Raw genomic sequence first — 15,686 nt, 5'->3', positions numbered from 1 at the left:
GGTCAGACCTCCTCGGCCGTGATGGTCCAGCTGTAGAAGCCAGCACCGGCATCGAGGCCGGTCGGCGGACGCTCGCAGAACACCTGGAATACCGGCATCCAGCAGACTTGATACAGGGTCGCGCCAGTAACGGCGGTCAGGGTTGCCACGCCCGCCACGACAACGCATGGCGTCGGCTGCCATTGGTCGCCGATCAAGGCCAGTCCCCACGGCGCCACATCGGGCCGCGGCGTGCCGGCCAGGGTGATGACGTTGCTGGCCGATGTGACGCTCTGCGGGTGCGTGCAGCGCAGCTCGAGCGCGCTGTCGTAGTCGAGGCCGTCGAGGCCTGGATTCATCCAGCCGCTGCCGCTGATGCTGATCGCCGTCCGGCGCCAATGGCGCAGCTTGACCGCGGCGCCGCCGTGCAGACGGACCACGCTCGCGCCGCCCATCGGCTCATAGCTCTGCACCGGGGCGCCGGCATGCAGCACGATAGGCACGCCGCCGAGGGTGACGCGGGGATAGGTCATGGGGCGCTCCAGAAAGCAGAAGCCCCAGCACAGGCCGGGGCTTCAGAGTTGATCACCAGAAAACTCTGGCTTCCACATTGCACGGTGAGCAATCGAGCGCCTTTACTACTCTCTGCGCGGCTCTAAGCGCCCAATCGAGAATCCAGCAACATCACTCAGCTTGCCGCGCCAGAGCAACCCACCCTCAGTTGGAGTGAAGCTGACTCCTGACACAATCGCTGCGTCGCGCAGATGAATGAAGTACGGTCCCTTATCTTCTGGCGAAGCTGCGTCATCATTCTGAGTCACCTCTTCCATTCCACTTGGAGCAGCGCCAAATCCAAGTAGCTCACGCAGTAGCTCGATGTATTTCCTCCCAGAAATGATTCGCCCAGTCACGACACCAGAAGAGGTGAATAGCGTTATAGGGGTCTCTATGTCTGTTTTTGCTGCAATCACAAAATTCTGCAGGAGCCAATCCCTTCCTTCCTCAGGCATGTCAGTGCCAATCCTGATCTCTGCATCACTCATAAACAGCATCCCTAACTGATGTTGAAGATCCAGCTTATAGCAGCATTCAGCGCCGAGATGTGCGGCCGCGTTGCAATGCAAGCTTATGCAGCGTCTTCGCAAAGTCCTGCTCAACGTACACAGGCCCTGACAAGTCGCCGATGCTCAGATCAAGCCTACCGAGGTCGGGGAAGTTCGGCCCGGAGGCCGCAGCGGCCAGCTCCGTGCTCAGACTCGGAATACTCGGCATGGCGCGCGGGGCGACGAATCCGCCGGTGGCGTAGCCGCGCAGCTGCCGCTGCATGGTGCGCAGGGTCCGCTGGAAGCCTTCGCGGCGGATGCGCTCGAGGAACGCCAGAGCGCCCGGCTCGCGCACAACTTCCTGCGGCTGGACGTGCTCTCCGGCGTGGACGACGCCTGCGGGCTGCCACTTGCCGCCCGGGCCGGTGTAGCCGCCGGCGGCGAAGCCTGGCGCAGCAGGCTGGTCGAGCAGATCCTCGGCGGCCTTGAGATTGGGATCGGCCTCCGGCGCTGCGATGGTCGGACGAATCACCATGTACTTCGACCATTCCTGGGCAAGCTGCAGCAGCCGCTGCTTGGTCTGCTCCTCCGACTCGGCGTTCGTCTCGAAGCCCACGCTCACTCGCTTGAGGGCATCGGCGTACTGCAGCAGGCCCTCTATCTTGGACTTGATCGCGTCGGCCTTTCCTTGGGCATCCTGCTCGTCAAGGCGTGCAGCTTCGCTGGCGATCTTACCCAGTTCTTGTGCAATGCCCTGAAAGCCATAGGTGCTCTCCCCGGCCTGCTGCATTTCGCGCAGGATCTCTCCGGCGCGGCGGGCCTGCTCGATAGCCTCGGCGGTGTTGCCTTCGGTCAGTGCCTGACGCGCTGCCAGCTGCGCATCCTGCAGACCGCCCCAGTCGTTGCGACCGCTCCCACCTATATCGCGCGCCAGGTCGGCGAACTCCCGCTCGATTTCCTCGCGGCGCTTGCGGGCCTGCTCGACGTCCTCGTTGGCCTTGTCGTACGCAGCGAGCTGGGCGGCGAGCTGCTTCTTGATGCTCTCCAGCTCTTTTTCCTTGATCGACTTCAGGCGTGCGGAGTGCGCGGACTCCCCGCTCTCCCGATCCGAGTTGGCCTTCCCCAGCTCCCTGAGCGCATTGCGGTAGGCGGTAGCCTTCCGATACGCATCAACAGCCTCGGGGCTGATCTTGTCCGAGGCGTCTGCCCGACTGATCTGCTCGCCCAGCGCCTGGTAGTAGCTGGCCGCCGCCTGTAGGCGCTCGACGTAGCCTTTTCGCTCGGTCTCGGTCTGCTGCTCAACCTCGGCCTGCGTGGCGATCAGGGCACCCTTGTACTGATCGTTGCGATCGATCAGATCCTGCAGTCCCTTGGCGTGCTCCTCCTGAGACTTGGTCAGCGCCTTCACCTCCTCGTGGATACTGTAGAGCTCCATCAGCTGCGAGGCGATGACCCCGTAGCCGCCCAGGCGAAGCATGCCGCCAAGGGAGCCGAGGCCTTTCAGTGCCTTTCCAAGCCCGTTGACTCTGCCAGACAGGGCGTCAACCGCGGCACCTGCTGCGCCGCCAGCGGCTGGGACAGTGGAGAGCTGCGCTACTAGGGCGCCAAGCGGGCCACGAATGACATTGAGCGCCATGCTGGTTGCCTTAGTGCCGGCGCCGAGCAGCACGATACCGGCCAGGGCATTTTTCGCAGGTTCCGGCAACGCGTTGAAGGCGTTGAACAGTCCGGTCAGCAGGTTGACCACCGGCAGCCCTGCGGCCACGGCGGCGCCGAAGGCCTTCTGCAGCTCATCGACCGCAGCCTTGAAGCGCTCGACCTGAGCCTGCGGAGTGTTTGCCATGGTGCTGTAGGCGTCCTCCGTGGCGCCGGCGGACTGCTGCATGCTGCTGATGGACTCCTGCAGCCCCTGGATATCCTTGGTCAGGGCCAGCACAGCGGTGCGACCTTCGGAATCCGGAATTATCTGGCGCATCGCCTCGAAGCCGATCTTCTTGTCGGCGATCTGCTGCAGCGTGCCGGCCAGGCCATTCCACTTGATGCCCATTTCGTCCATGGCCTTGGCGGCCTCGGTCGACGGTGCAGCCAACTGGTTGATGGCGCCCTGCAGGGCCGTGATGGCCTGCGGCGCCTGGATGCCTTGCACGGTGAGGCGCGACAGCGACGACAGCACCTCTTCGATGGGTACGCCCGCCGCCGCTGCTGCCGGCATGACCGAGCCGAGGCCTTGGGCGAGCTGCTCGAAGCTGATCACGCCGTCCTTGACCGTCATGAACAACTGGTCGAAGCGTTGCCCGAGCTTGTCAGAACTCTCGCCGTAGGCGTTGAGCATGCTCATGCCGACCTGAGCTGCCGTCTTGGTTTCGGTCATGCCGGCGATGGCGGCCTTGGTCGACAGCGCCAGAATGTCCATGGCGTTCTCGTTCGTCCCGCCGCTGCCGAGAATGTCGTACAAAGCCTTGGCGCTTGCCGTGGCATTTACACCCATGTCGAGGCTGAGCTGCTTCACCGATCCAGACATGGCCTGCAGCTGCCCATCGGTCATGTCAGTGATGGTGCCAATGGCTGCTATCTGCTGCTCATAGTCGGCGAACTTGCTGAACGAGTTTCCCGCGATCAGGGCAAAGCCGCCGAAGGCGGCCGCGCCGGCGATGATCTCCTCGCGGGTGCGGGAAAGGCTATTGCGCCAATCGTCGGTGGCTGACTTCAACCCATTGGTCTGGCGGGCGGCCTCGGCGATGCGGCTACGTAGAGTCTGCTGCGCCAGGGCGATTTCGATGGTGCTGGCGGTTCCAGAGGCCTTGAGCAGTTGGAACTGCTGCTGCAGCTCAGCAATGCCAGTGCGGGCGCCGCGGAACTGCTCGACGCCCAGATTCCGCATGGCCGCTTGCATGCTGGCATCCGCACTACCGGCCCCGAGCCGCTTTGCCAGTTCGGCCTGCAGGCGCTGCTGTTCGCCAGCCAGGTCGCGGGTATCGACTCCAGCGGCGCGCAGCTCGGCGCGGTGCTCCTTGAGCTTGCTGTTCTGCTTCTCGAGCTGGCTGCGAAGAAGACCAGAAGTACGCTCGGCTTTGGCCAGCTCGCGCTCGAAGGCCGGCACTGTTTGCCCGGCGGCGGCGATGGCCGTCTTCAGCTCGTCGATGCGCCTCTTGGTGGCGAAAAACTCGGCGGAGGTCTTCTTGGCGCTTTCCTGCAGAGCACGCAGGGTATCGACCTTGCGTAGAGGCTTCTCCACCTCCCTGACCATCTTCGAAAACTCCTGCCGGAAGCCGGAAACACCCTTGAGGGCATCGTCCAGATTGGCGGAGATCTTCAGCTCGACGTCGGACATGGCAGTACCTCATACCGCCTTGATCGCGGCTTGGAAAAATGACCAGGGGTAGTACGGAGCATGGGAATGGCCGAGGCGCACCATGGCGCCGACGGCCTTGTCCAGATCGATCAGGCCTTGCTCTGGAGTGCCCGATTGAGGCGCTCCGTCATCCCGAAAAAATGCGGGTTCAACTCCTTGCAGGCGGCAATCACCTGCTCGACCTGAGAGGGGCGCAGTTGGTCGATGCGCTCGTCGGTCAGGTCGGTCATGCGCGGTAGGTCTGCCAGGGCGCAGGACGTGAACAGGCCGTCGCCGACAATGTCGAGCGGGCGGTCGGCGGAAGCCGATGCGAGCCACTCGCGAACCTGCATCACAGTCATTTCACGGACGATCACGGGCTGTCCGTCGAGCGAAAGCTCGCGGCTGTTGGTGTACTGGGACATGGTTGCTCCAGGCATGAAAAGCCCGCGCGGCGGGCTTGATTTCTAAGTGAACAGCAGGGCGGCCTGGCCGCCCTCCCTCCTATCACTCCACGTCCTTGATCACCATGTACTGCGACAGGCCCACGCCGACTTTGCTCGGGTCCTTCTGGACCTTGGCGGTGAACTCCATGCCCTGGAACTCGCTACCGATGAAACTCAGCGAGGCCGGAGAGTGCTTGACGATGAACAGCTCGATCACCACCGGCTTGCCGCTGCGCGCCTCGTTGAGGCCGACGAAGACATGGCGGTAGCGCTTGCCGGAGGTGACCAGCGCCTGGATGGTGGCGTGCTTGGCGTAGCTATAGTCGACCTTGATAGTCGATGCATCGGCGATGGCGCCGCCCTCGAGGATGACCGGGAAGCCGGCCGGGTCGAGGGTGTAGTCGGTGTCCAGGGTGTGGGTGGTTAGGCCGTCGGCGCTCTTGACGATCACGTTGGTCGCGCCCGGGTTGGCCAGCAGGATCAGCGCGCCCTTGTGGGCGACGTGGGTCTCGCTGGTCACGGTGCCGGCAGCCACGTCGGTGGCAGAGCCGTACAGGGCGCGCGCCATGTTGGCGGCCTTGAAGTGCCGGGCGTTGTAGGCGACCGTGAGCGCCGAGATGCGCTGCACGCTGTTGTCCAGGCCGCCGCCGGGGGTGGTGAAGTCAGGCTCGTCGATTTCCTCTGCCGCAGCTTCGTAGTTCAGCGAGTTGCAGTTGCCGATGAAGATCAGCCCTTTCGGGTCGTCCAGGTCCTCGAGGTACTGCTTACCGGCCCCGAGAAACGCGCCGCGAATATCAGCCATTGGTCACTTCCTCTTTCTTGCCGCCGACCACGCCGAGCTTTTCGAGCCAAGCTTTCTGTTCTGCGGACACGGTGATGGTTTCGCCGGGCTGATGAGCGCGGCCATTGTGGGTGTGCGGTTTTGCGAGGACGACCGAGATCGCCCCCGACTGCGCGGAGGTGGTGGCGGGCATGGCGATTACTCTCCGTTGATGATGGTGTGCAGCTGCAGCGGGATGACGACCGTGCCCTTGGGCACTTCGTGGTCGGCGAGGAACTGCTGCGGCGCCTTGAATGTGACGCGGTGCGGGCCAGGCCTGCCCCACGGGCTGGGGATGCCCTCGGGCGTGACCAAGCAGCGCAGCAGGTCGCAGTAGATGTCGTTGAGCGCGTCGAGGCCTCCGCCAGGATCTGCCGCACCGACGACCTTGCGGCCCAGGGAGGCGATGAAGTCCCAGCTGCCCTGGATGGGTGGCGGGCATTCGTCCGGCTGGACAGTGATCAGCGGGTACGTCACCTCTTCGGCTTCGAGCAGAGCGCCGAGGTAGCCGGCGTGCACGCGGTTGCCGATGTCGGTCAGGTAGCCATTGGCCGGCAGGATGGTGCGCAGCCGGTCAAGCAAGGCCTGATCGGCCTGGTTCAGTGGGTTCACAGCTTGGCCCTCTTGAGCTGGCGGACGATCTCCTCGCGCAGGATGCGTTGGCCTGCCGACTGGTAGTCGGGGAGCTTGCTGTCGAGGATCTGCGAGGGTGACGGGCCGTACAGCGCCCGGATTTTCGAGCGCGCCAGGTCAAGCCCGCCGGATGCCATGCCGATGCGCTCAGCCTTGGAGCGCTTTCCGGTGCGGATGAAGATCAGACCGTTGGTGCTGCCTGACCCTGCCGACTCGACGATGAAGGCACCAGGAAGGAGGCGCGTATGCCCGGAGACGTTGACCTGTACTCCGGCGCGGCGCCGCTTGCCCTTCTTCTGCTTCTGGTACAGCTGCTTGTGGGGAAAGTGGCTGAGCACCAGCCCCTTGCGCCTGGCCCAGATGCGGACCTTGCCGCTCCAGCTGGCCGCACGGGTCAGGATCACCCGCTCGCGCAACGTCTGCCGCTTGATGTTTACCGTGCTGCCCATTTCCCGGAGGATCTGGGCGCGCAGTGTTTCGCCGGTATCGTTGGTGGCCATCAGTACGGCGCGCTTGGCCTTGTCCTCGGCGACGGCCAGGCGCTTGATTGCCGCCTGACCGCCTTTCAGCCCGACGCGGACGCTCATGACGGCCGCACCGCGGCAGTGATGACCACTCCGTCGTTGCGAACCGGCACGGTGACCAGCCAGGCCTTGCCGGCCAAGGTGAACACGCCGTCGCGGCGGACCTTGGGCAGCTGCTCGACCAGGGCGCTGATCTGCACCTGGTCGACCAGCAGCACGCCATCCTCGCCGACTCGCTCCACGTCGCGAGCGAGCACCAGCTCGAGTTCCAGTAGCTCTCCAACCGCGTCCAGGTAGCTGCCCAGCGCTTCCTCCCGATGCCGCCGGAAGATGTCGCGTGCGGCGCGGGCCTTGAGCTGCTGACGGCTCATGGTCAGGCCTTGGTGAGCTTGATGATGGCGCGCGGACGGGTGCACAGGCTGATCGGGTTGGACTGCGCCTCCAGATCAATACCCTTGTTGTGCGGCAGAGGTTCCTGGCTGGCATAGAACGGCTGGCCGAGAGTGTTGACGGTCTCCATGTAGTTAGCCGGCGCGAACTTGGTGACCAGCAGCTCGGCAACGCCGCGCGGGATCAGGTAGGCGTCGTCAGTGCCAATGAAGCCGATGCCGCCGATCTTGGTCGGATCTTCGCGCCACTCGACCTCGCCGAAGACGAAGCCCTGGCGCATGTCGGAGCGCAGGAACTGGCCGTCCTGATAGCGATCCCAGGCATCTGTGGTCGATTTGTGGTTGGTCAGCGCATCAAAGAAGCCGCGACCGCACAGGGCGACCCAGCCGGTGATGATGCCGCTGTCACCGATGGCGTCTTCGCCCTTGCGCTTGGCCTCGATGATCTTGTTGAGCACCTTGGTGGCGTCGGTGGTCAGCGCCATGCCATGGGTCTGCTGCTGCAGGCCGAACTGGGCGAGCAGGTCAACAAGAACGGTCTGGCCATCGGCGTCGAGCAGTTTGCCGGAGATGGCGCCATAGCGCTGGAAGCGGACGGTCTGCTCCAGATGGGCGCGCATCTTCATCAGACGCTTGCCGACAAGGCCCATGACGGTTTCTAGTTCGGTCTCGCTGCCGAAGGCGCGCACGTTCTGCACCTGGTCGGCGAGGATCTGGGCGCGGGTCGGCAGGTGGCGAGTGGTGAACGGGATCACGTCACGGCTGCCGCCGTTGACGACGTGACCCGGTGCGCCGCGGGCGGCGTCCGGCACCAGGGCCAGGCCGTCGTGCTCGCGCTCGATGAATACGGCGGTGGTGCTGACGCCTTCTGACTCGAACAGCGAATCCACGAAGGTGCTGCTGCGCTGGCCTTCCGGGCTGATGTTGATGGCGTTGGTCAGCGAGACGGCGCTGAAGGCTTCATCGTTGAAAATGTCGAGGCTGGGCATATCGATCTCCAGAAACGAAAAAACCGCCATTTGGGCGGTTTGGAATTCGGGGTGGTTGGCTTAGCGGACGATGATGCCCAGGGCGAGCAGTTCGGCGGCTGCGGCAACGTCGAGGCCGGTGAGCTTGGCGCTGATCACCTCGGCGTCACGGACGACCACGGCAGCCGGCTGGGTTGCGGCGGAAATCGGCGCGGCTGAGTAGAGGATGGCGGTTACCGTCTCACTGCCGTCGAGACCTGCCGGGTTGTAGGCGACGTACTCGTCGGCGACGGTGCCGAGCAGCTGGCCGGCCGGCAGCGCGGCGGCAGTGATGGCGAGAGTGCCCTGCTCGCGGGAGCGCTGGCCGTTGGCCTCGGAGAGCAGGAATTCGGCAGTGCGGGTGCCTTGGGTCAGGATGGTCATCGATCAGACTCCGATTTTCTTCATTACGCTGCCCCAGGTGGGTGCGCGGTGGGTGGTGCTGCCCGCCGGCTGGCGGTTGCTCAGGTTCGGCCCCTGGGCGAGCCGTGCGGCCAGCTCCTGACGGACCACCTCGACACCCGAGCCGGACGCGATGTACTCGACGGACAGCTGCGGCATGCCTGCCGCGGTGCAGAGGCTGCGGATTTCATCAGCGCGCTCGACGGCGGCCTCGAGTTGCGAGGCGGTCCAGCGCTCCTTGATAGCGGTTGCGGTGATGGCCGACAGGCCGTGCTGCTGGCACTGCTCGGCCAGGGCGGCGAAGTCCATCGGCTCGGCAGTCGCCTCGACGGTGCCGGGGATTTCGCTGGCCGGGTCGCTCTCCAGTTGGCCACCCTCGCCCGCTTCGGCCGCCAGCTCGACCGTAGCCGGATTGGCCTCAACCTTGGGCGCGGAGGCGATCTGCTGCAGGCGCTTGCGGGTGTAGCTGCCGCCCTGCAGCTCTGACATCAGCTCGCGGAAGGTGCCGAGGTGGTCGGCCAGGCCGGCGTCGATGGCGTTCTGGCCGAATACGATGCCGGCCTCGGTAGCGCGCACGGCACCGACAGCCATTCCGCGGTAGGCGGCCACGCTGGTGGTGAACAGGTCGTAGAGGCGATCCGACTCGCCCTGCATGACGCTGCGCGCCTCTTCGGTGAGCGGCTCATTCGGATTGCCGGAAACCTTCAGCGCGCCGGAGTGGACGTAGGTCCATTTGATGCCAGCCTTGGCGTTGGCCTCGCTGACATCGCGGTGGCCGATGACCACGCCAACGCTGCCTACGCCGCCGGTGCGGGTTACCCAGATCTCGGAGCAGGCCGCGGCGATGGCGTAGCCGCCGGAGTATGCGTAGTCATCGACCATGGCGATCAGGGTCTTGCGGCTGCGCAGCTCGGCCATGCGATCGGTCAGGTCGAACACCTGCGCCGCTTCGCCTCCAGGGCTTTCCATGCGCAGCACGACGTGGGTGATGTTGGCGTCGGCCTCGATCTCGTCGAAGGCGAGCATCAGGCCTTCGTAGCTGACCGGGGAGGCGCCGCACACCGGCTCGACGGCACGAGCGATCAGCGGGCCGGACACGTCGAGTACGGCGACATGGCCGACACGCTCAAGAATCTGCCGCGGCTCGCCGCCGGAACCGGCCTCGACGCCTCCGCGCAACCAGCCGTCGATCAGCGCGTCGGCCATGCCGGGCTCGACCAGCAGCGGACGATTGACCACGCGGGAGTAGATTTGCGGCACAAGCGGGCCGCCCTGCCCGCGGCTGAACAGCCGGGACAGCAGGTTCTGTTTGAACATGGGTCGCTCCAGTGGTTATTCGTCGTCGACCTTGATCGGGTCGTGGCTGTACTGCAGGCCGAGGCCCTGGGCGCGATCCGTGTCGGCCTTGTTCTGGCGGTCGATGTCTTCAACGTCGTAGCCGCGCTCGGCGGCGGCGGCAGCGCGCGACCCGAGCCCGCCCTTGATGAGCATCAGCTCGCCCTGGGCGTCCTGTACCGGGTGCATGTAGCGCCAGGCGTGCGGGCGCCAGTCGCAGGCGAGGTAGGCGCGGCGATTGGTGGCGTAGTCGCGCGCCTTTAGCCGGCCGGACAGTACCGCGGCGTCGATGAAGGCATCCCACATGCGCTGGCACAGCTGCGGAATGGTGTAGAGCCACTGACTCTGCTCGATCAGGCGGCGGTATTCGTTGAGCAGCGCGCGCAGCACGCGGTCGTTGACGTTGCGCATGTCGCCAGACAGCAGCTCGTAGGGGATGCCGAGCGAGGCGGCCACGCCCATCAGCTGCTGACGCATGAACTCGCCGTAGGCTCCACCCTGGTCGCCCTCGAACAGCTTGATCTCCTCGCCAGGAAGCAGGGCCGGGAAGGTGCCCGGCTCGATGTTGACCATCGGCGCCGCGCCACCATCCAGCGGCTCCCCCGTGAACGGGTCGAACTGGAAGTCGCTGTCGTCATAGGCCGCTCGCGTGATGGTGCCGGTGTAGTTGGCACGCGTTTTCTTGCGGGTCAGCTCGGCATCGTCGTACTCGTCGAAGTCGCGCGCCTTGATCAGCGCCTGCACCGTCTCCGCCATACCGCGAACCTGTCCGGGGCGCAGCGGGGCAAAGTGGTGGATCACGTCGGCCGCCGGCACCTGTACCAGTTCCATGCCGGTGACAGCCATGTCGAAGGGGTGGCGGCGATACATCCAGTAGTTGGTGCGCTGCCCGGCGAGGTTGAACTCGACGCCGGCGACGATCTCGCGATCCTGCCGCAGTTCGTTGTGTGTGTGCGGCACCTGGTCAGACTCGATCAGCTGGAACTGCACGGGCACCGGAGCGCCACTGGCGAGACCCAGATGGCGGATGCGCACGAACACCTCGCCGGACTCCTTGCGCGAGCGCACCGCGAGAGCCATGAGCCCGTAGACGTCGAGCGTGCCGTCGTAGTCGGCGGCGGCGCGGAACTCTTCCTCCCACAGCCGATTGGCCTCGGCGGCGAAGGCGGCATTCGGGGCCCTTGATCGCGGCTTGATGCCGGCGCCGACCTCGTTGCTGACCCAGTTGCGCACGCCGTTGGCGATCCAGCCGTTGTTGCGGCCGGCGTCGCGAGATCTGGCGCGGACGGTGGACATCTGACCGACAACCGCGCGGGTCGGGCCTGGCGAGCCAGGAGCCCAGCCCTTGAGGCGCCGGCCATGGCTGGCAGCGTCGTAGCTGGCCTTTGCTGTCGGCGGTGCGCCTCCGGTCAGCGCCATGCTGTCTTGCGGGATTTCGGTGTCCATCACAGCCCCCGGCGGTGGTTGAGTCGGTAGCCGCGTAGACGCCGGCCACTGTTTTCGGCGGCCTGTATCTCGTCTTTCATCCTGTCGCGCAGACTGATCAGCTGCGGCAGCTCGGCGGTGGCGTAGCGGGTGGAGTCGTTGGGGCCGAAGCGGACTTCGACCACGCGCTCGCCGGCAGCCAGCGCGACGATGGCGGCCTCGACGGCCTGGAGCTGTTCGCGTGTGTAGGCCATCAGCGGGTCACCTGCATGCGCACCCGGCGGGCGGCGGTTCGTTTGGGTTGCGACTTAGGCGGCTCGACCGAGCGCGGCTGCGCTACCTGGTCAGGCGCGGCCTGAATCACGTTCGGGTTGTTGTTCCATTCGCGCGCCCAGGGCGGCGGGCTTGACCAGTCGATCTTCTCCATGCCCTGGCGGATTGCGGCGGCACGGTTGTAGCAGGACAGGTCGAAGGCCTCGTTGTTGCCCTTGCCTGGCTTCTTCCAGCCTTGCTGGGTGCGGACCTCGAATGTCATCTCCTCGAAGAACCAGTCGCCCAGCCACTCGGGGAAGTGCCGATAGCCTGGCCCTGCAGCCTCGCGCTGCAGGTCGGAATCGACCGCATCCTTGAGCTGGTTGGTGTTGAGCATCCACACGGGGATCTCCCCGCGCGCTTTGGCCTTGCGGTCTTTCCGGTCGCTGTCCGGGTAGCTCTCCTTGATCCGCGGAGCGCTTGGGCTGCTCGCGCCCTTGATCAGCATGAATCGCCGGTGCAGCCCGGCTCGCTTGAGCTTGCGCCAGTAGTCGTAGGCGCGCTCGGTGACGCCCGCCTTGCCGCCGGAGTCGCAGGCGACCATGACCGGCAACATGGCCCGGCCGCTGCCGTCTGCGAGCGGGTAAGCCTTCTCGATGACCTCGGTCAGCAGCTCCCAATCCTCGAGATACGCAGCAGGGTCAACCGGAAGCGGCTGGCCATCATCGTCGAGCCGCTTGCTGTTGCGGATGTTGTAGCGGTCGATCAGCCAGTTCTCGCCGTGAGCGCCCCAGCCTTCGACCTGGACGACGAAGCGCGGCTTGCCGCCGGCCTGCACGTCAATCGACGCGGTGATGAAGCGCACCCCGTCCGGAACATTGAACTTGACCGACTCTTCCTTGCGAACGATCAGCAGATCGACAGAGCGCACCGACTCGGCGCGCTGCGGCATGTACGGGGCGCCCTGGTCCAAGTTGGTGGTGGTCTTGAGCTTCTCCTCATCGCCGGTGGTGACGTAGGCGTGCACGCCCTGCAGGTAGCGCAGGACGATTGACTCCCAGCCTTGGAAGGCTGCAGCCATGCCGCCCAGCCAGAAGCTGGCGGTCTTGCTCTGCCGCGCCTCGCCGGAGATGTTGCGATCTCGGTCAATCTGCTGACCCTCGATCAGCCAGAGGCCCGAGCGGTTCATTCCGCGCTTGTGCTTCTCGCTGATCAGGCTGCCGCAGTGCGGGCAGGCGAACAGGGCGCAGTCGCGCGCCATGCGGGTCAGGTCTGCCGTGCGGATCTGCTCCTTGAGCTGATCCATGGATGGAAGTGCGAAGCTGCCGACGCCAGGCGATGGCTCGCTGAATTCGTTGCAGTCGGGGCATTGCCAGTACCAGCGGCGGCGGTCGCCGGCGTTGTACAGGCCGATGATGCCTTTGCACGGAGGCGCCTCGTGGGGCGTTTCCTTTCGCCAGGCCGGGTCTTTCATCTCGCGGCCTGGCGATGACTCCGCGCAGCACATTCCGCGGGACAGGAAGGTCTGGGTGCGCTTGAGCGCGAGCGTCCAAGCGTCGCCCTCGCCGTCGATGTCGTCGGGCATGCGGTCATAGTCGGTCAGCCACACCCAGCGGATAGACTTCGAGGACAGCTGCGAAACGGCAGGCCAGCCCAGTTTGAGCACCATGCCGTTCTTGAAGAACTTGTCGTGGATGTTGTCGTCGCTGCGACCGGTGGCGATGCGCGACGCCAGTTCAGGGCTGTAGCGGATGGCGCGGTCGATGCGAGTGCGCGAGAAGTCGCGGGCCGACTCCTGGCTCATCTGGACGATCAGGGCGTCGCCTGGGTCGCAGGTGACTGCGTAGGCGAAGCCTCCGTCGATCAGCGCTTGGGTCTTGAGCGAGCGCGCCGGACCAGCGAACACAACGCCCTCATAGCGGCGACTGGCCAGCAGGTCCATCGGCTCGCGCATGTAGGGGGCAACGTCGAGCGTGAAATAGCCCTGATAGCCGCCAGGCTCGTTCAGGTAGAGCATCTGTTCGGCAGCGCTGCTTACCTGGATGCGCCTCGGCGGCCGGATGATCTCGGCCGTGTTGCGCACGATGTCAGCTGTCTTCATGGCCTGCCATCTCGCCGAGCGAGCTGCACACGTCGAGCAGCTGCTGATACAGGCCCTCACGGGCGCCGTCGATTACGCCGATGGCGCGCTCTACTTCTTCAGGTCGTAGGGCGCAGTCGCGCTCGAGAACGTCAGGCAGGGTGTCGAGAGCCTGGGCGAGCGACTTGAATGCGGTGGCGACAACCTGCTCGACCTCGGATGCGGGAATCTGGAAGCGCTGTTCCTCGAGCCACTTTGCCTTCTCCCGCTCGGCGCGGTAGTGGTTGAGGCGGTCGGATGGAGGCAGCTCGTCAGGGTCTACCCCGAGCGGGCCAGGCCCTTGCGGGCCCATCACGGCGATGGCGACATCTCTCAGGCGCCATGCCGGGTGGCCGTTTGCCTCGCCGGCCGCAGGTATTCCATCGACCCGCTTCTTCACCGTCCTGCGGTCGATGCCGAACTCCTCGGCCAGCGCATTGATGGACCACAGGCGAGACCCGGAATGTACAAGGGTCACACCCATACGGACTCCTTTGCAGCCCGCGCGGGCCGTGGCTTTGAGGGTATCGCCTCCCCGGGGTGTGGTGGAGCACTAGAAAATCGAAAAACTGCCGGCTACCGCGCGGCTCGACGCCTTCCCCGCGGTAGGGGGTGTGGCCCAGGGTCCCCGCCCCATCAGGCCTCCGGCGCTCGCGGGTTGCGTGCGGGTGGCATCTGCGACGTGCAGCCAACCATCTGGCCTAGTGCCAGGACATCAGCAGCAACAGCATCCCGCCACACCGCGCGGATCTTCGGCCTGCACTCGACGCCTGGCCGCGGCGGTATCAGCGAGCGCACAGCCTGCAGCGCTTCGACCTGCGGGATCAGGCGGCCGAATAGGCCGCGTCGAAAGCCAACCCGCCCTGTGAGCTGCCCATCCATCACAGTGCCTCGTCCTTCATCTGCTTCAGCTCGCGCACCAGCTCAGGCAGCGCCACGCCCTTGCGCGCCTCGCTCCACGCGAACCAGGCGCGGACCAGCACCCATGCCGGCAGGCCGCACACGAAGATCAGGCCGCCGATGGCAATCACGCCCACGTCGTCATTCGCCCAGTGAGCCAGGTCGAACCAGCGCACCACGAACGCGCCCCCACAGATGGAGAACACCGCCGTGCTGATCATCGCCACGCAGAACTCGCGGACGGTCTTCGGCAGGGTCATGGCCATCACGACCACAGCGGCAATTACCGCCATGAAGCCGAAGGCCCCGAGCTTGTACAGCATGATGCCGCCAGCGGCGGTGGATGCTGGTTCGGTCATGGTGTTCATCTCGATAACCCTCGCGGGCGGTGGTGATGGGTGGCCCGCTACACGCGCCCGCCTGGGAGCAAAGGTGCGGAGGGGCCGAAAGGGTTAAGCCTTGTGGATGTCGAAGTAGTAGGCGGTGCCGACTTCGAGCTGCTCGGCTACTGCCGGCTGGATGGCGGCGTAGAAGTCGGCGCTCGGGGTGTACTTCCCGAAGATCGGATCCTCCTGCTCGGTCACGCCATCAAAGCGCACGGTGCGCAACGGGTTGGTCGGATCATTGACTTCGCCGACAGAGCGGCAGATCAGTTTGCAGCGGATGGTGGTGGACATTCTCGATCTCCAGAAACGACAAAGCCCCGACTGATGCCGAGGCTAGGAATTTGCGGGACGTAAGTGGATTGTGTGTATAGAACTGCTTCAGGCCCTTCGACAGGGCTATTCTTCAAACCCCAGCAAGCACCAAGACCAAGGAGGTCATATGCAAAAGACTGTTCAATTCAAGATAGGAGACACCACGCACTCGTTCGAACTGAATGGATCCGTGCCGGCATCTGATCTTGAACTGAAGAAACTGATCGCCAACCACATCGACGCCCCTGGCGTTGATTACAGTCGCGATTGTCCGCGTCCGTCGATTGAGCGCCAGGTCGATGACAGGCTGAAATTCGCAGGCGTTACAGACTTCAAGATTTTGTAAACGAAAAACCCCGGCACTATGGCCGGGGTTCTGATTA

19 protein-coding genes are annotated in these 15,686 nt (G+C 65.0%); 1 reads left to right on the top strand and 18 read right to left on the bottom strand.

Annotation, left to right across the window (positions count from 1 at the left end; all coding sequences use genetic code 11):
* Positions 1–2: 2 nt before the first annotated feature.
* From KRX52_RS04475 to KRX52_RS04390, 18 genes are all read right to left on the bottom strand, one after another.
* Positions 3–512: a hypothetical protein gene (locus KRX52_RS04475; protein ID WP_217679964.1), complete on the bottom strand. Its 510-nt coding sequence runs from the start codon at positions 510–512 to the stop codon at positions 3–5.
* 105 nt (positions 513–617) lie between these two features.
* Complete coding sequence (locus KRX52_RS04470) at positions 618–1,022, bottom strand: GvpU-like protein (RefSeq protein WP_217679963.1); 405 nt, start codon at positions 1,020–1,022, stop codon at positions 618–620.
* 46 nt (positions 1,023–1,068) lie between these two features.
* The gene (locus KRX52_RS04465; RefSeq protein ID WP_217679962.1) at positions 1,069–4,353 is read right to left on the bottom strand and encodes a phage tail tape measure protein; all 3,285 of its coding nucleotides are present in this window, start codon (positions 4,351–4,353) and stop codon (positions 1,069–1,071) included.
* 110 nt (positions 4,354–4,463) lie between these two features.
* Entirely contained in the window at positions 4,464–4,778 is a 315-nt protein-coding gene (locus tag KRX52_RS04460) for a hypothetical protein (RefSeq protein ID WP_217679961.1), read from the bottom strand.
* Between the two features lie 82 nt (positions 4,779–4,860).
* Positions 4,861–5,601, bottom strand: a complete 741-nt coding sequence (locus KRX52_RS04455; RefSeq protein ID WP_217679960.1) for a phage tail tube protein — start codon at positions 5,599–5,601, stop codon at positions 4,861–4,863.
* Positions 5,594–5,773, bottom strand: coding sequence for a DUF7210 family protein (locus tag KRX52_RS04450; protein WP_217679959.1), 180 nt, complete (start codon positions 5,771–5,773; stop codon positions 5,594–5,596). Before KRX52_RS04450 ends, KRX52_RS04455 begins: the two co-directional genes overlap by 8 nt.
* A gap of 5 nt (positions 5,774–5,778) precedes the next feature.
* The gene (locus KRX52_RS04445; RefSeq protein ID WP_217679958.1) at positions 5,779–6,231 is read right to left on the bottom strand and encodes a hypothetical protein; all 453 of its coding nucleotides are present in this window, start codon (positions 6,229–6,231) and stop codon (positions 5,779–5,781) included.
* The gene (locus KRX52_RS04440; RefSeq protein WP_217679957.1) at positions 6,228–6,839 is read right to left on the bottom strand and encodes a phage tail protein; all 612 of its coding nucleotides are present in this window, start codon (positions 6,837–6,839) and stop codon (positions 6,228–6,230) included. Before KRX52_RS04440 ends, KRX52_RS04445 begins: the two co-directional genes overlap by 4 nt.
* Positions 6,836–7,147: a hypothetical protein gene (locus KRX52_RS04435; protein WP_217679956.1), complete on the bottom strand. Its 312-nt coding sequence runs from the start codon at positions 7,145–7,147 to the stop codon at positions 6,836–6,838. Before KRX52_RS04435 ends, KRX52_RS04440 begins: the two co-directional genes overlap by 4 nt.
* A 2-nt stretch (positions 7,148–7,149) precedes the next feature.
* Entirely contained in the window at positions 7,150–8,154 is a 1,005-nt protein-coding gene (locus KRX52_RS04430; protein WP_217679955.1) for a major capsid protein, read from the bottom strand.
* A 60-nt stretch (positions 8,155–8,214) separates the two neighbouring features.
* Complete coding sequence (locus tag KRX52_RS04425; RefSeq protein WP_217679954.1) at positions 8,215–8,556, bottom strand: head decoration protein; 342 nt, start codon at positions 8,554–8,556, stop codon at positions 8,215–8,217.
* A gap of 3 nt (positions 8,557–8,559) precedes the next feature.
* Positions 8,560–9,891 (bottom strand): S49 family peptidase, encoded by a 1,332-nt coding sequence (locus tag KRX52_RS04420; RefSeq protein WP_217679953.1) that lies wholly within the window; start codon positions 9,889–9,891, stop codon positions 8,560–8,562.
* A gap of 15 nt (positions 9,892–9,906) precedes the next feature.
* Entirely contained in the window at positions 9,907–11,355 is a 1,449-nt protein-coding gene (locus tag KRX52_RS04415; protein ID WP_217679952.1) for a phage portal protein, read from the bottom strand.
* Positions 11,355–11,588 carry a hypothetical protein gene (locus tag KRX52_RS04410; protein WP_217679951.1) on the bottom strand — a complete coding sequence of 78 codons (234 nt, stop codon included), beginning with the start codon at positions 11,586–11,588 and terminating at the stop codon, positions 11,355–11,357. Before KRX52_RS04410 ends, KRX52_RS04415 begins: the two co-directional genes overlap by 1 nt.
* A complete protein-coding gene (locus KRX52_RS04405) occupies positions 11,588–13,687 on the bottom strand; it encodes a phage terminase large subunit family protein (protein ID WP_217679950.1) in 2,100 nt (699 codons plus the stop codon). The genes KRX52_RS04410 and KRX52_RS04405 overlap by 1 nt, the downstream gene beginning before the upstream one ends.
* Entirely contained in the window at positions 13,674–14,189 is a 516-nt protein-coding gene (locus KRX52_RS04400; RefSeq protein WP_217679949.1) for a DUF1441 family protein, read from the bottom strand. Before KRX52_RS04400 ends, KRX52_RS04405 begins: the two co-directional genes overlap by 14 nt.
* 397 nt (positions 14,190–14,586) lie before the next feature.
* Positions 14,587–14,964, bottom strand: coding sequence for a hypothetical protein (locus KRX52_RS04395; protein WP_217679948.1), 378 nt, complete (start codon positions 14,962–14,964; stop codon positions 14,587–14,589).
* Between the two features lie 93 nt (positions 14,965–15,057).
* Positions 15,058–15,282, bottom strand: coding sequence for a hypothetical protein (locus KRX52_RS04390; RefSeq protein ID WP_217679947.1), 225 nt, complete (start codon positions 15,280–15,282; stop codon positions 15,058–15,060).
* Positions 15,283–15,430: 148 nt separating this feature from the next.
* On the opposite strand from KRX52_RS04390, the gene KRX52_RS04385 reads away from it, so the two are divergent.
* Positions 15,431–15,649: a hypothetical protein gene (locus KRX52_RS04385; RefSeq protein WP_217679946.1), complete on the top strand. Its 219-nt coding sequence runs from the start codon at positions 15,431–15,433 to the stop codon at positions 15,647–15,649.
* Positions 15,650–15,686 lie beyond the last annotated feature (37 nt).

The organism is Geopseudomonas aromaticivorans (assembly GCF_019097855.1).
Classification (GTDB): Bacteria; Pseudomonadota; Gammaproteobacteria; order Pseudomonadales; family Pseudomonadaceae; genus Geopseudomonas; species Geopseudomonas aromaticivorans.
Note: the sequence above shows the minus strand (reverse complement) of the source record. Positions and strands in the feature narration are given on the sequence as shown.

What these genes read in the sequence shown, in the direction of transcription:
- KRX52_RS04475 (WP_217679964.1), bottom strand. Translation starts at nt 512, where the DNA reads ATGACCTATCCCCGCGTCACCCTCGGCGGCGTGCCTATCGTGCTGCAT.
- KRX52_RS04470 (WP_217679963.1), bottom strand. Translation starts at nt 1,022, where the DNA reads ATGAGTGATGCAGAGATCAGGATTGGCACTGACATGCCTGAGGAAGGA.
- KRX52_RS04465 (WP_217679962.1), bottom strand. Translation starts at nt 4,353, where the DNA reads ATGTCCGACGTCGAGCTGAAGATCTCCGCCAATCTGGACGATGCCCTC.
- KRX52_RS04460 (WP_217679961.1), bottom strand. Translation starts at nt 4,778, where the DNA reads ATGTCCCAGTACACCAACAGCCGCGAGCTTTCGCTCGACGGACAGCCC.
- KRX52_RS04455 (WP_217679960.1), bottom strand. Translation starts at nt 5,601, where the DNA reads ATGGCTGATATTCGCGGCGCGTTTCTCGGGGCCGGTAAGCAGTACCTC.
- KRX52_RS04450 (WP_217679959.1), bottom strand. Translation starts at nt 5,773, where the DNA reads ATGCCCGCCACCACCTCCGCGCAGTCGGGGGCGATCTCGGTCGTCCTC.
- KRX52_RS04440 (WP_217679957.1), bottom strand. Translation starts at nt 6,839, where the DNA reads ATGAGCGTCCGCGTCGGGCTGAAAGGCGGTCAGGCGGCAATCAAGCGC.
- KRX52_RS04435 (WP_217679956.1), bottom strand. Translation starts at nt 7,147, where the DNA reads ATGAGCCGTCAGCAGCTCAAGGCCCGCGCCGCACGCGACATCTTCCGG.
- KRX52_RS04430 (WP_217679955.1), bottom strand. Translation starts at nt 8,154, where the DNA reads ATGCCCAGCCTCGACATTTTCAACGATGAAGCCTTCAGCGCCGTCTCG.
- KRX52_RS04425 (WP_217679954.1), bottom strand. Translation starts at nt 8,556, where the DNA reads ATGACCATCCTGACCCAAGGCACCCGCACTGCCGAATTCCTGCTCTCC.
- KRX52_RS04420 (WP_217679953.1), bottom strand. Translation starts at nt 9,891, where the DNA reads ATGTTCAAACAGAACCTGCTGTCCCGGCTGTTCAGCCGCGGGCAGGGC.
- KRX52_RS04415 (WP_217679952.1), bottom strand. Translation starts at nt 11,355, where the DNA reads ATGGACACCGAAATCCCGCAAGACAGCATGGCGCTGACCGGAGGCGCA.
- KRX52_RS04410 (WP_217679951.1), bottom strand. Translation starts at nt 11,588, where the DNA reads ATGGCCTACACACGCGAACAGCTCCAGGCCGTCGAGGCCGCCATCGTC.
- KRX52_RS04405 (WP_217679950.1), bottom strand. Translation starts at nt 13,687, where the DNA reads ATGAAGACAGCTGACATCGTGCGCAACACGGCCGAGATCATCCGGCCG.
- KRX52_RS04400 (WP_217679949.1), bottom strand. Translation starts at nt 14,189, where the DNA reads ATGGGTGTGACCCTTGTACATTCCGGGTCTCGCCTGTGGTCCATCAAT.
- KRX52_RS04395 (WP_217679948.1), bottom strand. Translation starts at nt 14,964, where the DNA reads ATGACCGAACCAGCATCCACCGCCGCTGGCGGCATCATGCTGTACAAG.
- KRX52_RS04390 (WP_217679947.1), bottom strand. Translation starts at nt 15,282, where the DNA reads ATGTCCACCACCATCCGCTGCAAACTGATCTGCCGCTCTGTCGGCGAA.
- KRX52_RS04385 (WP_217679946.1), top strand. Translation starts at nt 15,431, where the DNA reads ATGCAAAAGACTGTTCAATTCAAGATAGGAGACACCACGCACTCGTTC.